The organism is Puia sp., assembly GCF_036500295.1.
Taxonomy (GTDB): Bacteria; Bacteroidota; Bacteroidia; order Chitinophagales; family Chitinophagaceae; genus Puia.
Genome location: NZ_DASYCH010000092.1, coordinates 183376 through 208307, shown reverse-complemented (window position 1 = coordinate 208307; position 24932 = coordinate 183376). Strand labels below are relative to the sequence as shown.

Sequence of the window (24932 nt, the reverse complement as noted above, 5' to 3'; positions counted from 1 at the left end):
CGTCCATGTACAAATATCTTTTCCTCCTTTTCGGTCTCTTCGCCCTCGTCCCCGATCAGCGTCCCACGCTTTACATCATCGGGGACTCCACGGTAAAAAACGGTAAAGGAAAGGGCGATGGCAACCTCTGGGGTTGGGGCAGCTTTCTCGATCAGTCCTTCGACACCACTCAGTTGGCCGTACGCAACTACGCGCTCGGCGGCCGCAGCAGCCGCACCTTTATCACGGAAGGCCATTGGGACAAGGTGCTCAGTCAGCTAAAGCCCGGTGACTATGTCATCATGCAATTCGGCCACAACGACGGCGGGCCGCTGGACGACACTGCCCGCGCCCGCGGGACCATAAAGGGCATCGGGGAAGATTCGAGCAATATCTATAACCCGATCCTGAAAAAGAACGAGACCGTCCATACCTACGGCTGGTACATGCGGAAATACGTTACTGACGCAAAAGCAAAAGGGGCTACGGCGATCATCTGCAGCCCGATCCCGCGTAATATGTTCAAAGACGGAAAAGTGCTCCGGGCAAATAACGATTATGGCGGCTGGGCACAGCAAACGGCCACCGCCACCGGCGCCCGGTTCATCGATCTCAACGCCATCATCGCGGATCAATACGATCGGCTCGGCCCCGATAAGGTCAAAGATTTCTTTCCCGGTGATCACACCCATACCAACGAGGCCGGGGCAAAGCTGAACGCCAATGCCGTCGTCACCGGTCTCCGCCAGATCAACGGACTTATACTAACCCGATACCTCAAGCCCTGATGCGTCTGACCATCGCCATATTACTGCTCCTGCTTGGCACTGTCGCCAGCGCCGCGGACACGCTCAACCTCGCCGGCACCTGGCGCTTCCGCATGGATCCCCACGACGAAGGCGAAGCCGCACGCTGGTATACGCAACGGCTCCCCGACTCCGTTCATCTTCCCGGTTCAATGATGCAAAACGGTAAGGGCGATCGCCTTAGTGTCGATACCAAATGGACCGCCAGCATCTACGATAGCAGCTGGTTCTTCGATCCCCGCATGGCGCAATACCGGCAGCCCGGCAATCTTAAATTTCCGTTCTGGCTCACCCCGCCAAACTACTATGTCGGCGCCGCCTGGTATCAACGCGAGATCACCATTCCTGCAGGTTGGCAGGGTCGCCATCTCACGCTGACACTCGAACGGCCCCATAGCGAAACCACGGTATGGATCGATGACAAACCCGTCGGTCGCCAATATGGCTTCAGCACGGCGCAGTGCTTCGACCTCGACGGCCTCATCCCCGGCCGCCACCGGATCACCCTGCGCATCGACAATCGGATCAAAGCGATCAATGTCGGCCCCGACTCCCATTCCCTCACCGATCAGACCCAGGGCAACTGGAATGGCGTCGTCGGCCAACTCCTCCTCACCGCCCGCCCTTCCACCTGGATCGACGACGTACAGGTCTTCCCCAATCTAGCCCGCAGGATCGCGCATGTCCGCATCCTCCTTCACTCCCGCAAGCCCGTCGGCGCAGGGACGATCACGCTCGCTGCCGCCAGTTTCAACACTTCCATACATCAACACCTTCCTGCCCATACCTACACGCTCTCCGGCGATTCCCTGACCATCGACTATCCCATGGGCGATCATCCGTTACTATGGGACGAGTTTGATCCCGCCCTCTACCGCCTCACGGTCAGGCTGAACACCGGCGATACGAGAAACATCGAATTCGGCATGCGGGAATTCCGGGTCGACGGCACCCATTTCACCGTCAACGGCCGCCGCATCCATCTCCGCGGGATGGTCGAGAACTGTGAGTTCCCGCTCACCGGTTACGCGCCGATGGATGAACCCGCCTGGGAACGGCTCTTCCGCAAGGCCCGGGCCTATGGCCTCAATCACCTGCGCTTCCATTCCTATTGCCCACCGGAAGCTGCTTTCCAGGCCGCCGACCGCGTGGGATTCTATCTCCAGCCCGAAGGACCCTCCTGGGCAAACCACGGAACTTCACTCGGCGATGGAAAACCCGTCGACGACTTTCTCTGGGCGGAGGTCAAACGCATCGCAAAGGCCTATGGCAACTACGCTTCATTCTGTATGCTGGCCTATGGCAACGAACCCCGCGGCGGTCATCAGGCGGAATGGCTTAGCCGCTTCGTCGACTACTGGAAGGCGACGGACAACCGCCGGGTCTATACCGGCGCCGATGTCGGCAGCAACTGGCCCCTGATCCCCGATAATGACTATATGGTCAAATCCGGTCCGCGTGGACTGAACTGGACCGGCCTGCCCGAATCGCAAAGCGACTACGAGTCCGTGGTCGACAAATTCACCGTCCCCTATGTCACACATGAGATGGGACAATGGTGTGCCTATCCCGATTTTTCCGAGATACCCAGGTACACCGGTGTTTACAAAGAGAAGAATTTCGAGATATTTCGCGATGACCTCGCAGGACAAGGCATGGCGGACGAGGCCCGCCGCTTCCTGATGGCTTCGGGTAAACTGCAGACCCTCTGTTATAAGGCCGAGATCGAAAAATCGCTGCGGACAAAGGGCTCCGCGGGATTTCAGTTGCTTTGCCTCACCGACTATTCCGGTCAGGGAACCGCATTGGTGGGCGTCCTCAACGCCCTCTGGCAGGAGAAAGGCTATGTGAATGCGCAGGAGTGGTCGCGGTTTTGCAATTCTACCGTTCCACTGGCATTGCTGCCGAGGTTTGTTTACCACAACACCGATACACTCAGGGCGCAGGTCGAGATCTACCACTATGGTCAACGAGACCTGCCCGGCGCCATCGTCGACTGGACACTCACCGACGATGACAAAAACATTCTTGCAAAAGGAACCATTACAAAACCTATCCCTACAGGTGATGTCACGGCGCTCGGCGAAATACAGGTGCCGCTGAATACGGTCAAAAAGGCCGCCCATCTCCGCCTAAGGATCGGCATCCGCAATACGACCTACGCAAATGACTGGGATTGCTGGGTCTATCCGCCGCAGCAGCCCGTCGATAACGCCGGTATCTACTATTGCAGAGCGCTGAATGATAGCGCGCGGCATATCCTCGACAACGGCGGTAAAGTCTTTTGCAATGCCGCGGGCCGGATCGTTAAAGGCAAAGAGGTGATCATGAACTTCACCCCCGTCTTCTGGAATACATCCTGGTTCAAGATGCGGCCGCCGCATACCCTGGGTATCCTCCTCGATCCGCATGCTCCCGCATTTGCCGGCTTTCCCACCAGCTACCACAGCAATTTTCAGTGGTGGGACATTCTCAACAAGGCGCAGGTGATGCATCTCGAAGACTTTCCAAAAAACTTCCGCCCGCTGGTGCAGCCTATCGACACCTGGTTTCTCAATCGTCGGCTTGGACTCATTTTCGAGGCAAGGGTAGGGAAGGGGAGTCTTATCGTCAGCAGCGCCGATCTTGGCCCCGACCTGCCCGATGACCGGCCCGCAAGCCGCCGGCTTTATTATAGTATCATAAAGTATATGCAGTCGGCACAATTCCATCCCCGTGCCGCGATAGACTATGGTACGATCAATGCCCTCTTCACGACCCCCAGCAAATTTATCTGGACCGCTCACACCCGGGCGGTACCCGACGAACTCAAGCCAAAACAGGCGGACAGCGCGATCAGTCGTCAGCGCGCGACCGACAGCCCGACCGACGGCGCGATCGATCGTCACGCCCTGGTCCAACGTCATAACCCGGTCAATGAAAAAGCCGATCCCCTCGGCTCTCTCTCCGTCGGCAACGGCCGCTTTGCGTTCACCGTCGATATCACGGGCCTCCAATCCTACCCCGAAGATTATGATAAAGGCATCCCGCTCGGAACGCAATCCGAATGGGGTTGGCACAGCTTCTCCAACACGAACAATTACAAATTTAGCGAAACGCTCAAGCCTTACAACATACACGGCCGGGAAAGAACCTATAGCGTTCAATTGAAGAACAAGGCCGTCGACTATTTCCGCGAGAATCCTCATCGCCTTCAACTCGGAAACATCGGCCTCGAGCTGCAAAAGCGCAACGGCGCTCCCGCCACCCTCGCCGACCTTAAGGACATCCATCAGCAACTCATCCTCTGGTCAGGCGAGATAAAAAGCCATTTCACCCTCGAAGGGACACCCGTCGACGTGTCCACCCTCTGTGACCCCCGGACCGACGCCATCGCCATAAAGATAAACTCGGCATTACTCCGTGAACATCGCCTCCGGATCAGGCTGCGATTTCCATATCCTACCAACAGCTTCGCCGACAACGGCGACAACTGGACCCACCCCGAAGCCCATAGCACGACAATAATCAATTCAACCCAGGATCAAACCCTCTTCAAGCACCAACTCGACACCACCGTCTATTATCTCCAAACAACGCACAGCAACGCAACGTTATCCCAGTCCCAGCCGCATTACTTCTTTCTTCTTCCCTCGGCATCGGACAGTTTTGCGTTCACCGCACTCTTCACGCCCCGTGCACCCGCCGCAGCAACCGCACCCACCGGCTACGCGCAAATCCAGGCGCAATCCACGCAATCCTGGCGCGCCTATTGGACGCAATCCGCTGCCGTCGACTTCACCGGCAGCACCGACCCCCGCGCCACCGAACTCGAACGCCGCATCATCCTCTCGCAATACCTCCTCCGCATCCAGGACGCCGCGGACTACCCGCCACAGGAAACCGGCCTCACCTACAACAGCTGGTATGGCCGGCCCCACCTCGAGATGCACTGGTGGCACGAAGCGCAATTCGCACTCTGGAACCAACCCCAACTCCTCGAACGCTCACTGGACTGGTACTTCACCGCCGCCGACAGCGCGAAAAACCTCGCAAGACGTCAGGGCTACCAGGGCTACCGCTGGCAGAAGATGACCGACCCCGCCGGCCGTGAAGGCCCGTCTTCCGTCGGCGCCTTCCTCATCTGGCAGCAACCGCATTTCATCTATCTCGCCGAGCTGGCCTATCGCGCGGCAACCGATAAGGATGCGATCCTAAAAAAATACGGCCCCCTGGTCGATTCCACCGCCGCATTCATGGCCTCCTACGCAGCTTACGACGAGAAGACACATCGTTATATCCTTGGCCCCGGCCTCATCCCGGCGCAGGAACGGTTCAAGGCCGACAGCACCATCAACCCCGCTTTCGAACTGGCCTACTGGCGCTGGGCGCTGGGCATTGCCCGGCAATGGCGCAGCCGGCAAGATCTTCCACCGGATCAAAACAGGCAACGCGTCGAAGCCGGCCTGGCCGCCCTCCCGCAATACGACAGTCTCTATTATCCTACTGAAAGCGCCACCGATGCCTACACCAACCCGCGTTACCGGGGCGACCATCCGGTCGTCCTCGCCACCTATGGGTTTCTCCCGGAAACAAAAGGCCTCGACACGGCTATCATGCATAAAACCTTCGATTGGGTGGAACGCAACTGGGACTGGGAGACCACCTGGGGCTGGGACTATCCGTTAGTGGCGATGACCGCCACCCGGCTCGGGCTGCCCGAAAAGGCAATCGATGCCCTGCTGATGCCGGTGAAAAAGAACACGTACCTTCCCGATGGGCATAACTGGCAGGACGACCGCCTCCGGCTTTATCTGCCGGGCAACGGCGGCCTGCTCGCCGCCATCGCGCTGATGTGTGCAGGCTATGACGGCTGTACGACCCCAAACCCCGGCATCCCCCGGAACGGAAAATGGAAAGTAAAATGGGCGGGACTAAAACCCCTGCCTTAAATAATAGCTCATGCGAAAAAAATCACTCCTCTTCATTCTCGTAATCGCAACGACAGCGACCGCCTTCGCGCAACCACAGCAACAGGATGTCCTGCGTGCCATGCGACTGGCCAACACCTATTTCATGACCAAATGGCCCGACCCTGGTACGCAGATCGTCACCAACATCGCCCGGCCAAGCAATATCTGGACCCGCGCCGTCTACTACGAAGGACTGATGGCATTATACTCCATCGACCCCAAAAAAGCCTATCTCGACTATGCCATCGACTGGGGCAACAAACACAACTGGACCCCCCGCAACGGTGTCACCAACCGCAATGCCGACGATCAGTGCGCCGGTCAGACCTGGATCGATCTTTATAAACTCGATCCGCAGCCAAACCGCATCACGGCCATCAAGGCTTCGATCGATAATATGGTCCACAGCGACAAAGCCGACGACTGGCATTGGGTCGACGCTATCCAGATGGCCATGCCCGTCTTCACCCGGCTGGGTGTCGAGTACCACGACACGTCCTATTTCCGAAAGATGTACGATCTCTATCACTATACAAAGACCGTCCACGGCACACATGGGCTTTATAACCCCGAAGAACATCTCTGGTGGCGGGACAAAGATTTCGTACCGCCCTATAAGGAACCCAACGGGCAGAACTGCTACTGGAGCCGCGGCAACGGCTGGGTGCTCGCTGCCCTCGTCCGTGTGCTTTCGATGCTGCCGCTCGATAATCCGCATCGCGCCGAATATCTGCAGGATTACAAAGACATGGTCAGCGCCATCGTTCCCCTGCAGCGCACCGACGGTTATTGGAATTGCAGCCTCCACGACTCCACACATTTCGGCGGCAAGGAACTCAGCGGCACCGCCCTTTTCACCTACGGCATCTCCTGGGGCATCCGCAACGGTTTCCTCGACAAGAAACAATACTATCCCATCGTCGCCAAAGCATGGACGGCTCTGGCTGCCGAGTCCCTACATCCCAACGGCATGCTGGGCTGGGTACAGGGTACGGGCAAAGAACCAAAGGACGGCCAGCCCGTCACCTACGATAAGATCCCCGACTTCGAAGACTATGGTCTCGGTTGTTTCCTCCTCGCCGGCAGCGAGGTGTATCAGATCTGCACGCCGCCCGCGGCCAACCTCGACGAGTCGAAGGTGCCGCCCTATGAAGAGCCGAAGCTCGATCTCACCACGATAAAAAACTGGGAAGCCGTCCAACGCCCGGCAATGCTGCATTCATTCGCCAAAAATGTCTACGGTCGCCTGCCGGCTAACTCAATCCCCCTCAGGGTCCAGGCCACGGCAACCCAATCCACCGACATTGGGATAAAAAAAGAGCTCACCCTGTATTTTTCAGCCACCGACACCGCCGCCAGGCTCCATCTGGTCCTTTGGCTCCCAAAAAACAAAAAAGGAAAAGTTCCTGTCTTCGTCGGCTATAGCTTCACTCCCAATGCACAAACCGAAACCTCCGCTCAGTGGCCGCTAAAGACGATTCTCGATCACGGTTATGGCGTAGCATATGCCTGGTATTGGGACATCGAACCCGATCGCCCCGACGGCTGGCAAACGGGTATCCGTACCCGCCTGGCCGATAAACTCGCCATCCAACCCTGGGAATGGAGCGCCATGGGCGCATGGGCCTGGGGACTTAGCCGCATAGCGGACTACCTGGTCACAAACCCTGCCGTCGACCGGAACCAACTCATCGTCATCGGCCACTCCCGGCTCGGCAAAGCCGCCGTCTGGGCCGGCGCCAACGACCAACGTTTCGCGCTCGTCGTGTCCAACGAATCCGGCGAAGGCGGCGCCGCCCTCGGCAAGCGCGACTACGGAGAGACCATCGCCATCATTAATGATAAATTCCCCTGGTGGTTCGGCGCCAACTACAAACAATTCGGCAACGACCCCGCCGCCATGCCGACCGATCAGTTCGAACTGCTCGCCCTGATCGCTCCGCGGCCCCTTTATGTCGCGAGCGCCGTCGGCGACCAATGGTCCGATCCCAAAGGCGAATTCCTCAGCGCCCGGCTCGCCGGTCCCGTCTGGCATCTCTATAAAAAGAAAGGCCTCGAAACCGACAGTATGCCCTCGCTGGAGCACCCGGCCGGCGAGACCATCCGCTATCATATCCGCAACGGCAAACATGACCTCACGCTTTATGACTGGCAGGAGTATATGAATTTTGCCGACAAACAATTCGGCCGAAAATGAGATATTCCTGAAACTAGCCTAAATTCGCCAAATGATGTTAAAATAACTTAATACTCGGATAACATAAGAGGCTGATTCTCCGGCGAAATGTGTTTTCTTTGAAGGTTAAACGAAGGCATAACCATACGAGCGCATGTCAAAAAATAAATACTTATTCCCGTTTATTCTCATCTGCTCCCTCTTCTTCATGTGGGCATTCTTGCACAACATCAACAGCATTCTGATCCCGCATCTGAAGAAGGTATGTCAGCTGAGCGATACGCAATCGTCCCTCATCGATTTTGCCGTATACCTCGGCTATTTCGTTATCGCCATCCCGGCCGGCCTGTTCTGCCACCGCTTTGGCTATAAGAAGGCCATCCTTTGCGGCCTCTTCCTCTACGCCGTCGGAGCGCTGATCTTTTTACCCGCCGCCGATAACCGCAGCTTCGGGCTCTTCCTGCTGGCCCTCTTCATCGCGGCCAGCGGCGCCACTTTTCTCGAAACCGTCGCCAATCCTTACGCCACGATCCTCGGCAAACCGGATACCTCCGAACAGCGGCTCAATTTCGCACAATCGTTCAACGGACTCGGCGCCTTCGTCGCACCCCTGATCGGCACCCATTTTATTCTTTCGGGTATCGAACACAGCAAGGCGGAACTGGACGCGATGGCCGCCCGTGGCGAACTGACGGCCTATCTGCAAACGGAAGCCAACTCCCTGAAGATGCCGTACGTGGTCATCGCCGCCGTCCTGACCCTCATCGCCATCATCTTTATCTTCACAAAACTGCCCGAACCAAAAGACGAGCATACCACGAAATTTTCACTCGGGATATTCCGCATCTCGCATGTCCGCTGGGCCGTCATCGCCGAATTCTTCTATGTCGGGTCACAGGTAGGCGTACTCAGCTTTTTTATCCGGTTCTCCCGGTATACGGCTAATATCCCGGAAAAAGAGGCGGGCGATATCCTTGCCTATGGAGCGATGCTGGGTTTTATGGCCGGCCGGTTCCTCGGAACCTTCTTTATGCGGTATATCAAGCCGGCGAGGCTGCTGAGTCTTTACGCGACGATCAATATTGTACTCGTTATCATTGCCATCACCACCCATGGCCGCACCTCCGTCTATGCCATCACCGCGACCCCCTTCTTCATGTCCATTATGTTCCCGACGATATTCGCGCTTGGCATAAAAGATCTCGGCGAGGAGACCAAACTGGCTTCCTCTTTCCTCGTGATGTCGATCATCGGCGGCGCCTTTACTCCGCTGATGATGGGCCTTATCTCGGACAACACCGGCGGCAACATCCAAATCGCCTATATCATGCCCATGATCTGCTTTGCCTTCATCCTGTATTTCGGCCTGAAAGGACATAAGGTCAAAGGAATAACAAAACCCCAAGCCGCACTCGCATGAGATACTGTCTTGCCCTTGACCTTCGATCCGACCCGGCCCTCATTGCGGAATACGAACAATGGCATCGGGATGTCTGGCCCGAAATAAAGGCAAGCATCCTGGACGGCGGGATCGTGCAGATGGAAATATACCGGCTGGAAGATCGCCTCTTCATGATCATGGAGACGGGCGAAGGCTTCAGCTTTGAAAAAAAAGCAGCCATGGACGCCGCCAACCCCGCCGTTCGGCGCTGGGAAGAATTGATGTGGAAGTTTCAGGTTGCAATCCCCGGTGGCCGCCCCGGTGAAAAATGGCGGCTTATGGATAAGATTTTCTCATTGAACAAATAAAAAATGTTTAGTCTCGAAGGAAAAAAGGCAGTAGTGACAGGCGCGGGCAGCGGCATCGGCAAAGCCGTAGCCGTCCTGCTGGCAAAACAGGGCGCGACGGTATATGTCGCGGATATCAACGAAGAACAGGCAAACGCCACGGCGAAAGAAATAGGCGCCAACGCAAAAGCCGCCATCGCCGATGTAGCCGATCAGCAGCAAACAAATACGCTTTTCGCCGGCCTCGAAAAACTCGATATCCTGATCAACAGCGCCGGAGTCTCGCATATCGGTACGGCAGAGTCCACGGAAGAAGCAGATATGGACCGCCTCTACCGTGTTAATATAAAAGGAGTCTACAACTGTCTCCATGCTGCGATTCCCCTGCTGAGGAAGAACGGTGGCGGCACCATTATCAATATGTGCTCCATCGCCGCGACGGTAGGCATCCCCGACCGGTTCGCCTACTCGATGACCAAAGGTGCGGTCTACTCCATGACCCTTTCGGTGGCAAAAGACTATCTCAAGGACAAGATCCGCTGCAACTGCATCTCGCCGGCCCGCGTCCATACCCCCTTCGTGGATGGCTTTCTGAAAAAGAACTACCCGGGCAAAGAACAGGAGATGTTCGAGAAATTATCAAAGACCCAGCCGATCGGCCGGATGGCAAAACCCGAAGAGATCGCCGCGCTGATCCTCTATCTTTGCAGCGACGAGGCTTCCTTCATCACCGGCACCGACTATCCCATCGACGGCGGATTCATAAAACTAAACAACTAGAACAATGTTACTCATCAGACACGGTCAGCTCAATAAGGAAAAGCCCGGCATCATCCTCGGCGGAAAACAATACGACGTAAGCGCAATAAACGAAGACTATAACGAACAGTTCTTCGGGACCGACGGCCTTCGCCGGCTCTCCCGGTTCGTGGAAGAAAACAAAAACAACCTCCCGGAAGTAAAATCCGGCACCCGTCTGGGCGCACCCATCGCCCGGCCCTCCAAGATCGTTTGCATCGGCCTCAACTATTCCGATCACGCCAAAGAGACAAACGCGACCCCGCCGCCCGAACCCGTCATCTTCATGAAGTCCACCACGGCCCTCGTCGGCCCCAATGACGACATCATGATCCCCCGGAACAGCAAGAAAACCGACTGGGAGGTCGAACTCGCGCTGGTCATCGGCAAAAAAGCCTCCTATGTGGAAGAAAGCGAAGCCCTGCAATACGTCGCAGGCTACTGTCTCCACAACGACGTCTCCGAACGCGAATTCCAGATCGAACGCAGCGGAACCTGGGACAAAGGCAAGGGCTGCGACACCTTTGCACCCATGGGCCCCTGGCTCGCCACGGCGGACGAGATCCCCGACCCGCACAAACTTCGCCTCTGGCTCAACGTCAACGATAAAAAGATGCAGGACGGTAATACGTCCAATCTCATATTCAATATTCCCTTCCTGGTCGCCTATACCAGCCAGTTCATGACCCTGCTGCCAGGCGACGTCATCTCCACCGGGACACCGGCCGGGGTGGGACTGGGGATGAAACCCAACGTCTATCTCCAACCGGGTGATGTCGTCCAACTGGGGATCGACTATCTGGGGGAGGCCCGGCAAAACGTAAAAGCTTATGTCGTCAGCTAAGCCAATAACCATTGATGCCCATCAGCATTTCTGGAAGTTCGATCCAATCCGGGATGCCTGGATCACCGACGAGATGAAGGTCATCCAGCGCGACTTCCTGCCCGCCGACCTCCACCCCATCCTCCGGGCCAACGACATCGACGGCTGCGTCGCCGTCCAGGCCGATCAGTCCGAGGACGAGACCGAATACCTGCTCGATCACGCCGCAAAGAACGATTTCATCAGGGGCGTGGTCGGCTGGGTCGACCTGCGTCATGCGGATCTCGAACAACGCCTGCAACACTATAAAAAATTTCCAAAGCTAAAGGGCTTTCGCCATGTCCTGCAAGGCGAGACCGACCGCGCCCTGATGCTAAGACCTTCTTTCAAACGCGGAATCTCCGAACTGAACAGATACGGCTACACCTACGATATCCTCATCTATCCCGATCAGCTGGGCTACACAAAGGAATTCGTAGGGGCTTTTCCCGACCAGCCCTTCGTGCTCGATCACATCGCAAAACCGCACATCAAACACCGGTATATCACCGATGAATGGAAGGATGCGATCCGTTCCGCGGGAGCCTTTCCCAATCTCTATTGCAAGATCTCCGGAATGGTGACCGAAGCCGACTGGTATGACTGGAAACCCGAACATTTCCGGGTTTATCTCGATACCGTCGTGGAAGCCTTTGGCACCGACCGCATCCTTTACGGCTCCGATTGGCCCGTTTGTCTCGTGGCGGCAAGCTATGAACAGATGCTGCAGATAGTAAAGGACTATTTCTCCAATTTCTCAACCGATGAGCAGACCGCCTTCTTTGGCGGTAATGCGATAAAATTTTATAAGCTATGAACCTCGAATTAAAGGATAAGGTGATCATCGTCTCCGGTGGTGCAAAAGGCATCGGCGAAGGCATCGTGAAAGTGCTGGCCGCGGAAGGCGCACTCCCATTCATCGTGGGGCGCAATGAAACCGATAACAAGGCCACCATCGCCGCCGTCGAAGCCGCGGGCGGCAAAGCCTGGCAAACCGTCGCCGAACTCATCGATCCAAAAGCTTCTGCACAAGCTGTAAAGACAGTTCTCGATCAGTTTGGCCGTATCGATGGTCTCGTCAACAATGCCGGGGTCAACGATGGGGTAGGGCTCGAGAACGGCGGCTATGATGCTTTCATGGCGTCGCTCCACAAGAATCTCGTTCATTATTACCTGCTGGCTCACCATGCCCTTCCCGCGCTGAAGGCATCCAAAGGCGCCATCGTCAACATCGGCTCCAAGACGGCGGAAACCGGTCAGGGCGGAACAAGTGCCTATGCCGCCGCCAATGGTGGTCGCAGCGCCCTCACGCGTGAATGGGCCGTCGAATTGCTCAAATACGGCATCCGCGTAAACGCCATCATCGTGGCCGAATGCTGGACACCCCTCTACGAACGCTGGATCCAGACCCTGCCCGACCCAAAAGCAAAGCTGGAGTCCATCGTAAAGAATATCCCGCTGGAAAACAGGATGACCACCGCGGAAGAGATCGCCAACATGACGGCGTTTCTCCTGTCCCACAGATCCAGCCACACAACCGGTCAACTTATTCACGTCGATGGTGGTTATGTGCACCTCGACCGCGCACTCGCAGGAGCCGACACAGTCGGCTCGTCCGAAGGACAGAAATAAGCGCCGCATCATGATCCGCCGAAGGCGGCAAAATCAAAGAAATGAAAACTCTTGTTTGCGTAGAACCTGGAATTTTCGAATATCGCGAAGCCGACGCACCCCTGGCGCACCCCGGCCAGGCGATCATTAAGATCCGCCGCATCGGCATCTGCGGCACCGACCTCCACGCCTTCGAAGGCACGCAACCGTTTTTCGAGTACCCGCGGATCCTCGGCCATGAACTGGCCGGCGATCTCGTCGACTTCGACCAGGCACCCGGCTTCCAGCCCGGCGAAGCCGTGACCATCATTCCCTATTTCAACTGCGGCAAATGCATCGCCTGCCGCAGCGGCAAACCCAACTGCTGCACCACGATCAAGGTCTGCGGGGTCCACGTCGACGGCGGAATGGTGGAATACCTCGCCGTCCCGTCCTCCTCGCTCGTCCATGGGAATAACCTTAGCTACGACCAGCTGGCGCTGATCGAACCCCTCGCCATCGGCGCCCATGCCGTCCGCCGGGCCGCGATCCAACCCGGGGAGTTCGTGCTCGTCATCGGCGCAGGCCCCATCGGCCTGGGAACGATGGAGTCGGCCCGCATCGCCGGGGGCGAAGTCATCGCCATGGACATCAATGAAACCCGGTTGAAATTCTGCCGCGAAAAACTGCACCTCCTGCATACGGTCAATGCGGCAGATAACGCTCTTCAACAAATACATCACATCACCCGCGGCGATATGCCCACCGTCGTCATCGACGCCACCGGCAGCCGCAAGGCGATAAACGACGCTTTCCAATACATGGCCCATGGCGCCCGCTATGTCCTCGTCGGTCTGCAAAAAGGGACCATCGAATTCAGCCATCCCGAATTTCACAAACGCGAAGGCACGCTGATGAGCAGCCGCAATGCCACGCGGGAAGATTTCGGGACGGTCATGCAGGCAATGGAAAAAGGTCTCATCGATCCGACAACCTATATCACCCATCGGGTGACATTTGACGCACTGAAAACCCGATTCCCCGGCTTTCTCGACCCCGCGAACGGCGTTATAAAAGCAATGGTTGAACTATGACGAACAAAAAAATATTATCGGTTGGCGAACTCTTATTGCGCATCTGTCCCGGCGGCGACTGGCTGCAGGATAACACCCTGCCGTTCTTTGTCGGGGGGGCGGAAGCAAATGTAGCCACGGCCCTCGCGCTGTGGGGACGTCCTTCCGCGTATTTCACCGCCCTGCCCGACAACGCGATGACCCACGAACTGGCGCTCTATCTCGGCGACAAGGGTATCGATACCAGCCGCATCCTCTACCAGGGTGACCGCATCGGTATCTATTACCTGCCAAAGGGCAAGGACCTCAAGAACGCCGGCGTCATCTACGACCGTGCCCATTCCTCTTTCTCGACGTTGAAACCCGGGTCCATCGACTGGGATCATGTCCTGCACGATATCGGCTGGCTGCATTTCAGCGCCATCTCCCCGGCGCTCAACCGCGACGCCGCAACCGTCTGCATGGAAATGCTAAAGGCCGCGTCGGCAAAGAACATCACCATCTCCCTCGACCTGAACTACCGCGCCAAACTCTGGCAATATGGCGCGACTCCCACGGAGATCATGCCCGCCCTCGCCGATCATTGCGATCTCATCATGGGCAATCTCTGGGCCGCCGAAAAAATGCTCGGTATCCCCGTCGACCACAGTCTCGTGGAAACCGACACCAAAAAGGACTACCTCCAGCATGCCTGGCTCACCAGCGAACAGATCATGGAGAACTTTCCCAAAGTGAAGTATGTAGCCAACACCTTTCGCTTCGACAACGGCGAAAAAGGCATCCGCTATTATACCACCCTGTATGCCGGTAAATCGCTCTACACCTCGACAGAATATCTTTCCGAAAAGATCCTCGACAAGGTAGGCAGCGGCGACTGCTTCATGGCCGGACTCATCTATGGCCTGAGCCAAAATCACGGAAATCAGGATACCCTCGAATATGCCACGGCCGCGGCTTATCAAAAACTATTTATTCCCAGCGACGCGACCGACCAGCGCCCGGAAGAGATCAAAAAATTTATTACAACTTATGAACGATAAAAAAGTCATCCTCCAAAGCATCCTTACCCAGGGCATCCTCCCCCTCTTCTATTGGGAAAGTCCCTCGGTATGCCTCGAAGTCATCCGCACCCTTTACCGCGCCGGCGTCCGCGCCGTGGAATACACCAACCGCGGAACCGCCGCCCTCGACAATTTTACCATGCTCAAGAAGACCCTCGCGGCCGAAGCGCCCGATCTTTACCTGGGTATCGGTACTATAAAGTCGAAAGCCGAGGCGGAAGCTTTTGTAAAAGCCGGCGCCGACTTCATCGTCGCCCCGATCGTCAACCCGGAAGTAGGTGAGGTCGCCGCTAAAGCCGGCCTCCTGTGGATACCCGGCTGCATGACCCCTTCCGAGATCTACAAGGCTCAGGAACATCAGGCCCTCGTCATCAAGATCTTTCCCGCCAACATCCTCGGACCGGAATTCGTCAGTTCCATAAAAGAACTCTTCCAGGGACAGTTGTTCATCCCCACCGGCGGCGTCGAGATCGAAGAAGGCAATATCCGCGCCTGGGTCAGGGCCGGCGTCTGCGCCGTGGGCCTGGGCAGTAAACTGATCAGCAAGGACCTCCTGGTAAAGGAAGATTACGATACCATCTATCAGCGAACGACAAAAGCCCTCACCATCGCGAGAGGTATACTAAACGAGAAAAAATGAACCTTTCAAGAGAAAATCTGAAGAACATCGCCGCAAAAGGCGTCATCAAACCCGCCGAGGCGGTCTTCTCCCTCCCGGAAAAAGTACTCCAGTTCGGCACCGGTGTCCTGCTGCGCGGGCTGCCCGACTATTTCATCGATAAAGCCAACCGCCAGGGCCTGTTCAACGGCCGGGTCGTCGTCGTCAAATCCACCGACGGGGGCGACGCCGGCGCCTTCGACCGACAGGACAGCCTTTACACCCTTTGCGTCCGGGGCATCGAAGAGGGCAAAAAGATCGAAGAGAATATAATCTGCTCGGCGATCAGCCGCGTCCTCTCCGCCCGCGATCAATGGCAGGAGATCCTGCGACTCGCACATAATCCCGAAATGCAGATCATCATCTCCAACACCACCGAAGTGGGTATCCAGCTGGTCGAAGATGACATCCGGCGAAATCCCCCGGCATCCTTCCCCGGGAAACTCCTGGCCTTCCTCTACGAACGCTGGAAAGCATTCGGGGGAACCCCCGAAAGCGGCATGGTCATCGTCCCCACGGAACTGATCGTCGACAATGGCAAAAAGCTGGCTTCCATTGTAAAAGAACTGGCCCAGATGGGGCAACTGGAAGCCTCCTTCCTCGTCTGGATGGAACAGCACTGCCGCTTCTGCAGTTCCCTGGTGGATCGTATCGTTCCGGGAAAACCCGACGCAGGGAATTTGCAACAATTACAGCATGATCTGGGTTATACAGATGGACTTCTCGCCATCTCCGAAGTATACCGGCTTTGGGCCATCGAGGGCGACGAAAAAGTGCGCCAGACGCTGTCCTTTGCCGCGGCCGACACCGGTGTCGTTATCGAACCGGATATCGAGGTCTACCGGGAACTAAAACTCCGCCTGCTAAACGGCACCCACACGCTGAGCTGCGGGCTGGCCTTTCTCGCGGGTTTCGATACCGTCAAAAACGCAATGGACAACCCGGCCTTTTCCGCCTTTGTCACCGACCTCATGCTGAAAGAGATCGCCCCGGCCATCCCTTATGAACTTCCTTTGCAGGAAGCCCGTGATTTCGGCCTTCGCGTCCTCGACCGCTTTCGCAATCCGCACCTGCAACATCAGTGGCTGAGCATCACCATGCAGTATACCTCGAAGCTGAAGAGCCGCGTGATCCCGGTGCTGCTCCGGCACTACGAACGGCATAGCTTCCCGCCCTCGCATCTGGCGTTGGGCTTCGCTGCCTACCTGCTGTTCATGCGCGCGCAGCCTCCGCACCCGGTAAACGATGATAAAGCCGGCCATTTTGCCGAGCTCTGGCAGAAGTATCCCGCACCCGAAGTCGCCACCCTCGCCCTGCGCGACAAGACGCTCTGGGGCGCCGATCTGACGCAACTCACCGGTTTCGAAGGCGCCGTCCGCCTCTATCTCGACGATCTCATCGCAAAAGGCCCGACCGCAACCCTGGCCCAATTAACAACAAGAAAAAGTGTATTATGAGCACGCAAGCAACTATACTGAAAGTCCACCCGGCCGATAACGTGCTGGTAGCCCTGGCCAATCTCCCCAAAGACACAAAAGTCTCTTACGAAGGCCAGGATTATACGATCCAGGAAAACGTCAAAGCAAAACATAAATTCGCCACCGTCGACCTCCAGCCCGGCGACTCCATCACGATGTATGGCGTGTTGGTCGGCAAAGCCCAGCAACCCATCAAAAAAGGCGGGCTCATCAGCACGACCAATGTAAAACATGCCGCCAACGATTTTGCCATCGGCAACCGGCACACCGAGTGGGTCCGGCCGGATATCACAAAGTTCAAAGACCGCACCTTTAACGGCTACCACCGCGCCGACGGCAGCGTAGGCACCGCCAACTACTGGATCGTCATCCCGATGGTCTTCTGCGAAAATCGCAACCTCGACGTCCTCCAGCAGGCCCTGGTCACCGATCTCGGCTATGGACGCAACCGCACCTACCAGCTGCAATCGCAAAAACTGGTCGAGCTGTACAAGGCCGGACAGGATGTCGAACAAATCCTCTCCACCGATCTCCAAGCCGACTACCAGCATAACAACAACCAACGGCTATTCCCCAACGTCGACGGGATCAAATTCCTGAATCATGACGGTGGCTGCGGCGGCACCCGCCAGGACGCCCAGGCTCTTTGCGGACTGCTCGCCGGCTATATCACCCATCCCAACGTCGCCGGCGCCACGGTGCTCAGCCTCGGCTGTCAGAATGCCCAGGTCAGTATGCTGGAAGAGGAAATAAAAAAGCGCAGTCCGGAATTTGCAAAGCCGATGTATATTCTCGAACAGCAGAAGATCGGCACCGAATCCGCCTTTCTCTCCGAAGCGATAAAACAAACCTTCGCCGGACTCATCCTCGCCAATAAGCAGGAACGCAAACCCGCTCCTCTGAGCAAACTCTGCATCGGGCTGGAATGCGGCGGCTCCGACGGCTTCTCCGGCATCTCGGCCAACCCGGCCATCGGCTACACCTCCGATCTGCTGGTTGCCCTCGGCGGTTCCGTGATCCTCTCGGAATTTCCCGAGCTCTGCGGCGTCGAACAGAACCTGAGCGACCGCTGTGTGGATGTACCCACCGCCGAACGCTTCTCACATCTCATGCGCACCTATAACGATCGCGCAAAAGCCGTCGGTTCCGGCTTCGACATGAATCCCTCGCCGGGTAATATCCGCGACGGACTCATCACCGACGCCATCAAGTCGGCCGGCGCCGCAAAAAAAGGCGGTACCTCCCCCGTCGCCGCGGTTCTCGACTATCCCGAAAAAGTGACAAAGCCCGGTCTCAACCTTCTTTGTACACCCGGTAACGACGTCGAATCGACCACCGCCGAAGTAGCCTCCGGCGCCAATATCGTCCTCTTCACCACCGGCCTGGGTACGCCCACCGGCAACCCCGTGGCTCCGGTCGTCAAGATCGCCAGCAACACCGCCCTCTTCGAGCGGATGCGCGATATCATCGACATCAATACGGGAACGATCATCGAAGGGACCGAAACGATAAAACAGGCGGGCGAACGCATCCTCGACTACGTCATCGCCGTTGCAAACGGGGAAACCCAGGTGGCTTCCATCCGTCATGTGCAGGACGACTTCATCCCCTGGAAACGCGGGGTAAGTCTCTAGGTCGTTTTCCGGTAGTTCAGCACCGCCCAGGCATTCAATGCGACGCCAAGCGCCAGCATCCAGAGTATCTCGGGCAGGATATCGCTGAATCCACTGCCCTTCAGTACCACCGGCCGCATGATCTTGATGAAATGACTCGGCGGAAAAGTGGCCACGATCGCCCGTGCCCAGTCAGGCATGCTGTCCACCGACGTGAACACCCCGCTCATCATGTTGAAAATATTGATGAAGAAAAAGCAAAGCGACATCGCCTGCTGCTGGGTACCCGAATAGGTGGCCACCAGCAATCCCAGGCCCAGCATCGAAAAAAGATAAACGATCAGCGAACCATACAAGACCCAAAGACTGCCCAGCGGCACGATGCCGTATAAGATCCAGCCCACGAGCAGCCCCATCGTGAACAGCACGATCCCCAGCACCATGAACGGCACCATCTTGCCGATGATAAAGATGTGCTTCTTTATCGGTGTTACGTTGATCTGTTCGATCGTTCCGCTCTCCTTTTCCTGCACGATATTGAAAGCGGACTGCATCGCCACCATCGCCGTCACCAGCGTCACCAGGATGGCCGGCACCATATAGAGATGGAAGTTCAGCAGCGGGTTATACCAGTTGGAAGTAGCCACGGTTACCTGCGTAGTCGGCGTGACCACCTGCCATTGCGCCCGGATATCCTCATTGAAATCGCTGATGATACTGCTCAGGTACGCACCCCCGAGGTTAGCCTTCGTCCCCTCGATCGCATTGATGGCGACAAACACCTGCTTCCGGTCTTCCCGAACCAGGTCCCGCTCGAAATGCACCGGGATCTGCAACGCGAGGTCGGCCCTGTCCTCTTCCACCGCCTTCAGCCCCTGCGTAAATGACGCGGAATACTCCCGCAGCTTGAAATAGCCGGAAGAAACGATCTTTTCGATCAGTCGCCGCGACGTGGTCGAATGATCGTTATCCACCATCGCAATGGAGATATTCTTCACCGAATAATCCGCTGCCAGCGGCAGCAGGATCAACTGGATCAGCGGCGCGAGCAACAACATCCCCAACAATTGCTTACTGCGAAGCAACTGTCTGAACTCCTTTTCCAGCAGGAATACCAGTGTCTTCATTGCAATCTGATTTTGAATTTTTTAAGGCTGATCGTAAAAAGCAGGGCGCACATCCCCGTCAGGATCAGCATCTCCTTCCACACCGCGGAGAAACCCAGCCCCTTTAGCATCACCTGCTTGATGATGATGAAATACCACCGGGAGGGAACGAGGTTCGACAGGACCTGCAACGCCACCGGCATATTCTCTATCGGGAAAAGAAACCCCGTCAACAGCATCGTCGGCAACATCATCCCCATCATCGAACCCATCATCGCCGCCTGCTGCGTCTGGGCATTGATCGATAGCAACAGCCCGATCGAAAGACAGGTCAGGATGAATAGCACGCTCCCCGTTACCAGCAACAACAGACTGCCCTTCACCGGCAGATCGAGAAAGATATCGCTTAGCGCCAGGATGATGAAGAGATTGACCACCGAGATCAGCAGGTTGGGCGCCAGTTTGGAGAGAATGATATAGAAGGGTTTGAACGGGGATACCAGCAGGATCTCCATCGTCCCCAGTTCTTTCTCCCGGACGATGGCCACCGAGGTCATCATCGTGCACACAAGCATCAGCACCAGCGCCATTACCCCGGGTACGAAGTTCGGCGCTCCCCTCAACTCGGGATTATACATCATTTGAGTCGAGGGCAGGATCTGCATCCGCTGCCCCGCGCCCTGCGAAAGCTCGGAATTGAAGTCGAGGACGATCTGGTTCAGATAGTTGGTGATCGTCGTCGCCTGGTTTGGGTCCGACGCATCGGCGATCACCTGCATCGTCGCCTTCCCCGTATGCACGAGGTCATCGCCAAATCCCACGGGAAAGATCACGGCCAGTTTGATATCGCCTTTTTTAAAAGCGGCATTCAGCTGGTCCCCGCTGGCCAGCGTTCGCTGGATATTGAAATAAGGGCTTCCGCCGATCCTGGTGATCAGCCGTTGCGTCACCGCATCCTTCGAATAATCCACGATGGCGATATGCGAGTTCTTGATCTCATTAGACAGCGCGAAGCCAAAGAGCACGATCTGCGCGATCGGCAGCCCGAACAACATCAGCAACGTCTTCCGGTCGCGAAAGACATGCAGAAATTCCTTACGGATAAAGATGAGTAACTGGCGCATTTAATCCCCCTTTCTTTTGGCCTTGCGGGCGAGTTCATAAAAAACTTCTTCCATCGAAGCGCCCCCAAACTGCTGCTTCAGGGCCGTCGGACTGTCCAGCGCCGCGATCACTCCATCCACCATGATCGAGACGCGGTTGCAATACTCCGCCTCATCCATATAATGGGTCGTGACAAAGATGGTGACGCCCTTGTCGGCCGCCGCATAGATCAGGTCCCAGAACTGCCTCCGCGTCACCGGATCGACGCCGCCCGTCGGCTCGTCGAGAAAAACGATCCCCGGATCATGCACGATCGACACCGAGAACGCCAGTTTTTGCTTCCAGCCCAGCGGCAGTTCCCGCACCAGCGTCTTCGCTTCCTTTTGCAACTGCAGCTCTTCCAGCAACCGCTCCGTCTTCTCCCGGATCGCCGGCCGGCTCATCCCATAGATCCCCCCATAAAAGCGGATATTCTCCGCCACCGATAGGTCGTCATACAGGGAGAACTTCTGGCTCATATAGCCGATCCGCTGCTTGATCTTTTCGGTCTGCGTATAAACATCAAAGCCCGCAATGGTTGCCTTCCCCGCCGATGGGGTCAGCAACCCGCAAAGCATGCGCATCGCCGTCGTCTTCCCCGCTCCGTTGGCCCCCAGGAATCCAAAGATCTCCCCCTTGTCCACCGAAAAGCTTAATTCATTACAGGCGACAAAGGCTCCAAATCGTTTGGTCAGCTTTTCCGTCCGGATCACCGTTTCCATGATCAATTCTTTAAAAGATGAATAAAACAATCCTCGATCCCCGGCGTGATCCGCTGCATCCGCGCATCCCCGAGCCCCTTTTCCTTCAACCAGGGCAGGACATCCCCTTCCTTGCCGGGTGCGAACGTCACATGCAAAGCATCGCCAAACGCAAAACAGGTTTCCGTTCCGGGAAAAGCCTGAACTTCTCTCAAAAGCAAATGCGTGTTCCCAGCCTGCACTCCATACAACTCCTTTGGAAAGGACCGGACGATCCCCTCGGGGGTATCGATCGATAGTATGCTGCCCTTCTGGATCAGCGCGATCCGGTCGCAAAGCCGGGCCTCGTCCATGTACGGTGTCGACACGAGGATAGTAATACCCTCGGCTTTCAGCCGCGCCAGCATTTCCCAGAACTCCTTACGCGAGACGACATCCACGCCGGTGGTGGGTTCGTCGAGAAAAAGGACCGCCGGCTTATGGATCAACGCACAGCAAAGAGCCAGTTTTTGTTTCATGCCACCCGATAGTTTCCCTGCCCGGCGTTCCTTAAAAGGTTCTATCTGCTGATAAATGTCTTTGATAAGATGGTAGTTCTCGCGGATCGTGGTCCCGAACACCGTTGCAAAAAACTGCAGGTTCTCCTCGATGGTCAGATCCTGGTAGAGGCTGAACCGGCCCGGCATATATCCCACGCCGTTACGTATCTGCCGGAAGTCTTTTACCACGTCGAAGCCGTTCACCGTCGCTTTTCCCTTATCCGCCAGCAGCAGGGTGGTAAGGACGCGGAACAGGGTCGTTTTCCCTGCACCGTCGGGCCCGATCAGCCCGAACAGTTCGCCGGGCTTCACGGTAAAGGAAATATCCTTTACCGCAAGTACCTGACCCTTATTATAGGTCTTGGTGATATTTTCGAGCTGGATCATTGTTGGAATTTGACTTCGCCATACATCCCCAGTTTCAGGTAGCCGTCGTTCTTCACCCGGATCTTCACGGCATATACCAGGTTAGCCCGTTCGTCCCGTGTCTGGATGGTCTTGGGCGTGAACTCCGATTTGTCGGAGACGAAATACACCTGACCCGGATACTCCCGGTACTGGTCTTTCCCTTCATCCGAATACACTTTTACCGCCTGGCCCAGCTTCACTTGCGTCAGCTGCGACCCCGTTACATAAGCCCGGAGGGTCAGCGTATCGAGATTGGCGATCTTGTACAACGCCTTTCCCATGGTCGTCATCTCCCCGGACAAGGCATACTTGATGAGGACCGTGCCATGGATCGGGTTGACGATCCGCCCCTTGTCGATATTGTCCTGGATCTGCGCGGCCGTTTTTTCCAGCGGCGCCTGCTCGCTGAAGACGGTCCGGTTCTGCGTGGCGATATTCGAATTATCCAGCGCGATCTGCTGCCGGTATACGTCTATCTGCTTCTGCATCTGATCGATCATCGCATTGATATCATCCAGCTGCTTCTGCGTGGCCGCATCAGCCTTTAACAGGTTCTCCGTCCTCGTCCGCTCCCGCAGCTGCTGTGCAAGCTGGGATTCCTCCACCGCCAGCTGACGCTTGACGAGCTCGATCTGCGGATGCGGGTTCGTCGTTTTCATCCGCAGCGCCGCGATCGAGGCCTGCACCTGCTGCCGCTGCAGGATCGTATTGGACATGTCGATCTGCCCGATCACGCTGCCGGCGGCCAGGGTGTCTCCCTCCTGTACAGGAAAGGAGAGGATCTTCCCGTTCTGCTCGGCCGATACGATCACCTCGTCCGATTCAAAAACCCCCGAAGCATCCGTCACCAGCTTGTGCCGGTTGCAGGCCGCAAACGATAGCGCAACCGCGCCAAAAAGGATCATCTTTCTCATATTCTTGATTTTGTCAATTTCCTGATGTAGTTCGATAGTTATACTGCGCCTGCAACAGCTGTATGGCATGTACCACCCGCTGCTGCCGGGCCTGTGACGCCGCGTTGACATCCAGCAGATAGTCGTTGGCGCTGAGGACCCCGTTTTCCAATTGCGCGGCCGATGACTTGTCCACCGACTCCCGCAGCTCGACGATGGCATCGTCGGTCCGGATCAGTTCGCGGTATTTACGGATATCCGCATTTTCCTGATGCATCGTCTGGCGGGTGTTGAAAAGAAAGGTGTTGCGCTGGTTACGAACCATCTCCTGGTTATTCTGGCTGATCAGCTTGTCCTTCTTATAGGTATAACTGTTGCCGATCGTCCAGGTCAGCCGCAACCCCGTCAGATAATAACCGCTGATCGAGGTAGAAAGAAAGTTCACCGGGTTGGGTTGCCCGACCCCGCCCTGAAAAAACGCGCTTACGGAAGGATAGAGATTCCGCTTTGTCAGCTTCAGCTGTTCGGCATATCCCTGCAACTGCAGGTCATAGGCAGTCAGCTCCGGCCGCCGGATCGAATCGGTAAGCGGCTGACCCACGGCACTCGCCCCACCGGCGGACGCCGGTTCTTCCGGTTTCACTAAAACGATACTCGTGTCGATACTCCGATCGATAAATAACCCCAGCATGTCCGTATATGCCGACCGCGTAGCCCGCAGCTCCACACTGTGCTGCTCCGTAGTCAAAAGTTCCGCCCGCAGTTTGTTCAGGCTGCTGTTGAAATCCGTCCCGTTCTTCACCGCCGCCTCCACATTTTTGATCCCCGTCCCGATGTCCTTCGCGGCAAGCTCGTTCTGCTCGATCTGTCCATCCACCAGCAAGGCCCCAAAGAACAATTGATTGATCCGGTCTTTCAACGCGTACAGATCCGCGGAAAGATTAGCCTCCTGCAGCTCGGCATCGTTGCGGCTGATCACCCGCCGCTGTTTGTTGATCCCAAAGTCGGTCAGTGTCTGCGAGACTTCGCCATACAACTTGTACTGATCCTTCGGCACCGTGGGAATGTTGATGTTCATCCCCGCAACCGGCGGGATATCGATCTTCGTCACATCCGACTGATAGGTCGCCAATCCGCTCACCGCCAGCTGAGGATACACTCCCTTCGCAAGGTTCGCAAGCGTATATTCTCTTGTCCGCTCGATCAGCGCACGCTGCCGCGTCAGTGGGTAATTGGCCTCGCCAAGCCGGTAACACTCCTCCAGCGTGAGTCGCTCCTGCCCCAGACCCCAGAGGACGGGCACAAGCAAAACCAGTAATAGCAAACCCTTTTTCATGTTTATCAATTTGATTTAATCATTTGATTAAT

General features: G+C 56.5%; 20 protein-coding genes. 14 read left to right on the top strand and 6 right to left on the bottom strand.

The genetic code is table 11. The features are described 5' to 3' along the window. Positions 1-5 precede the first annotated feature (5 nt). The 14 genes from VGM48_RS18060 (at position 6) to VGM48_RS17995 (ending at position 18795) form a co-directional block, all read left to right on the top strand. Entirely contained in the window at positions 6-767 is a 762-nt protein-coding gene (locus VGM48_RS18060) for a rhamnogalacturonan acetylesterase (protein ID WP_331581707.1), read from the top strand. After that, positions 767-5716 (top strand): sugar-binding domain-containing protein, encoded by a 4950-nt coding sequence (locus tag VGM48_RS18055; RefSeq protein WP_331581705.1) that lies wholly within the window; start codon positions 767-769, stop codon positions 5714-5716. The genes VGM48_RS18060 and VGM48_RS18055 overlap by 1 nt, the downstream gene beginning before the upstream one ends. 10 nt (positions 5717-5726) lie before the next feature. Further along, positions 5727-7934, top strand: a complete 2208-nt coding sequence (locus tag VGM48_RS18050) for a glycoside hydrolase family 88 protein (protein ID WP_331581703.1) — start codon at positions 5727-5729, stop codon at positions 7932-7934. Between the two features lie 133 nt (positions 7935-8067). Next, a complete protein-coding gene (gene fucP, locus VGM48_RS18045; RefSeq protein ID WP_331581701.1) occupies positions 8068-9333 on the top strand; it encodes an L-fucose:H+ symporter permease in 1266 nt (421 codons plus the stop codon). Further along, positions 9330-9662, top strand: a complete 333-nt coding sequence (locus VGM48_RS18040) for an L-rhamnose mutarotase (RefSeq protein WP_331581699.1) — start codon at positions 9330-9332, stop codon at positions 9660-9662. The genes fucP and VGM48_RS18040 overlap by 4 nt, the downstream gene beginning before the upstream one ends. Before the next feature lie 3 nt (positions 9663-9665). After that, positions 9666-10421 carry an SDR family oxidoreductase gene (locus VGM48_RS18035; protein WP_331581697.1) on the top strand — a complete coding sequence of 252 codons (756 nt, stop codon included), beginning with the start codon at positions 9666-9668 and terminating at the stop codon, positions 10419-10421. A gap of 4 nt (positions 10422-10425) precedes the next feature. Then, positions 10426-11283 (top strand): fumarylacetoacetate hydrolase family protein, encoded by an 858-nt coding sequence (locus VGM48_RS18030; RefSeq protein ID WP_331581695.1) that lies wholly within the window; start codon positions 10426-10428, stop codon positions 11281-11283. Further along, on the top strand, positions 11270-12118 hold the full coding sequence (locus VGM48_RS18025) for an amidohydrolase family protein (RefSeq protein ID WP_331581693.1): 849 nt from the start codon (positions 11270-11272) through the stop codon (positions 12116-12118). The genes VGM48_RS18030 and VGM48_RS18025 overlap by 14 nt, the downstream gene beginning before the upstream one ends. Next, positions 12115-12933, top strand: a complete 819-nt coding sequence (locus VGM48_RS18020; RefSeq protein WP_331581691.1) for an SDR family oxidoreductase — start codon at positions 12115-12117, stop codon at positions 12931-12933. Before VGM48_RS18025 ends, VGM48_RS18020 begins: the two co-directional genes overlap by 4 nt. 41 nt (positions 12934-12974) lie before the next feature. Further along, positions 12975-13985, top strand: a complete 1011-nt coding sequence (locus VGM48_RS18015; protein WP_331581689.1) for a zinc-binding alcohol dehydrogenase family protein — start codon at positions 12975-12977, stop codon at positions 13983-13985. Continuing rightward, on the top strand, positions 13982-15004 hold the full coding sequence (locus VGM48_RS18010) for a sugar kinase (protein WP_331581687.1): 1023 nt from the start codon (positions 13982-13984) through the stop codon (positions 15002-15004). Before VGM48_RS18015 ends, VGM48_RS18010 begins: the two co-directional genes overlap by 4 nt. Next, complete coding sequence (locus VGM48_RS18005) at positions 14994-15665, top strand: bifunctional 4-hydroxy-2-oxoglutarate aldolase/2-dehydro-3-deoxy-phosphogluconate aldolase (RefSeq protein ID WP_331581685.1); 672 nt, start codon at positions 14994-14996, stop codon at positions 15663-15665. The genes VGM48_RS18010 and VGM48_RS18005 overlap by 11 nt, the downstream gene beginning before the upstream one ends. Continuing rightward, entirely contained in the window at positions 15662-17140 is a 1479-nt protein-coding gene (locus VGM48_RS18000) for a tagaturonate reductase (protein WP_331581683.1), read from the top strand. The genes VGM48_RS18005 and VGM48_RS18000 overlap by 4 nt, the downstream gene beginning before the upstream one ends. Beyond that, complete coding sequence (locus VGM48_RS17995; RefSeq protein WP_331581681.1) at positions 17137-18795, top strand: altronate dehydratase family protein; 1659 nt, start codon at positions 17137-17139, stop codon at positions 18793-18795. The genes VGM48_RS18000 and VGM48_RS17995 overlap by 4 nt, the downstream gene beginning before the upstream one ends. Here VGM48_RS17995 and VGM48_RS17990 read toward each other — a convergent pair. The 6 genes from VGM48_RS17990 to VGM48_RS17965 are packed head-to-tail and all read right to left on the bottom strand — an operon-like array spanning position 18792 to position 24900. Next, on the bottom strand, positions 18792-19901 hold the full coding sequence (locus tag VGM48_RS17990) for an ABC transporter permease (RefSeq protein WP_331581679.1): 1110 nt from the start codon (positions 19899-19901) through the stop codon (positions 18792-18794). The genes VGM48_RS17995 and VGM48_RS17990 overlap by 4 nt on opposite strands. Then, positions 19898-21004: an ABC transporter permease gene (locus VGM48_RS17985; RefSeq protein ID WP_331581677.1), complete on the bottom strand. Its 1107-nt coding sequence runs from the start codon at positions 21002-21004 to the stop codon at positions 19898-19900. The genes VGM48_RS17990 and VGM48_RS17985 overlap by 4 nt, the downstream gene beginning before the upstream one ends. Then, complete coding sequence (locus VGM48_RS17980) at positions 21005-21745, bottom strand: ABC transporter ATP-binding protein (protein WP_331581675.1); 741 nt, start codon at positions 21743-21745, stop codon at positions 21005-21007. A 2-nt stretch (positions 21746-21747) separates the two neighbouring features. Further along, the gene (locus tag VGM48_RS17975; protein WP_331581673.1) at positions 21748-22650 is read right to left on the bottom strand and encodes an ABC transporter ATP-binding protein; all 903 of its coding nucleotides are present in this window, start codon (positions 22648-22650) and stop codon (positions 21748-21750) included. Beyond that, entirely contained in the window at positions 22647-23585 is a 939-nt protein-coding gene (locus VGM48_RS17970; protein ID WP_331581671.1) for an HlyD family secretion protein, read from the bottom strand. The genes VGM48_RS17975 and VGM48_RS17970 overlap by 4 nt, the downstream gene beginning before the upstream one ends. A gap of 13 nt (positions 23586-23598) precedes the next feature. Next, a complete protein-coding gene (locus VGM48_RS17965; RefSeq protein WP_331581669.1) occupies positions 23599-24900 on the bottom strand; it encodes a TolC family protein in 1302 nt (433 codons plus the stop codon). Positions 24901-24932 lie beyond the last annotated feature (32 nt).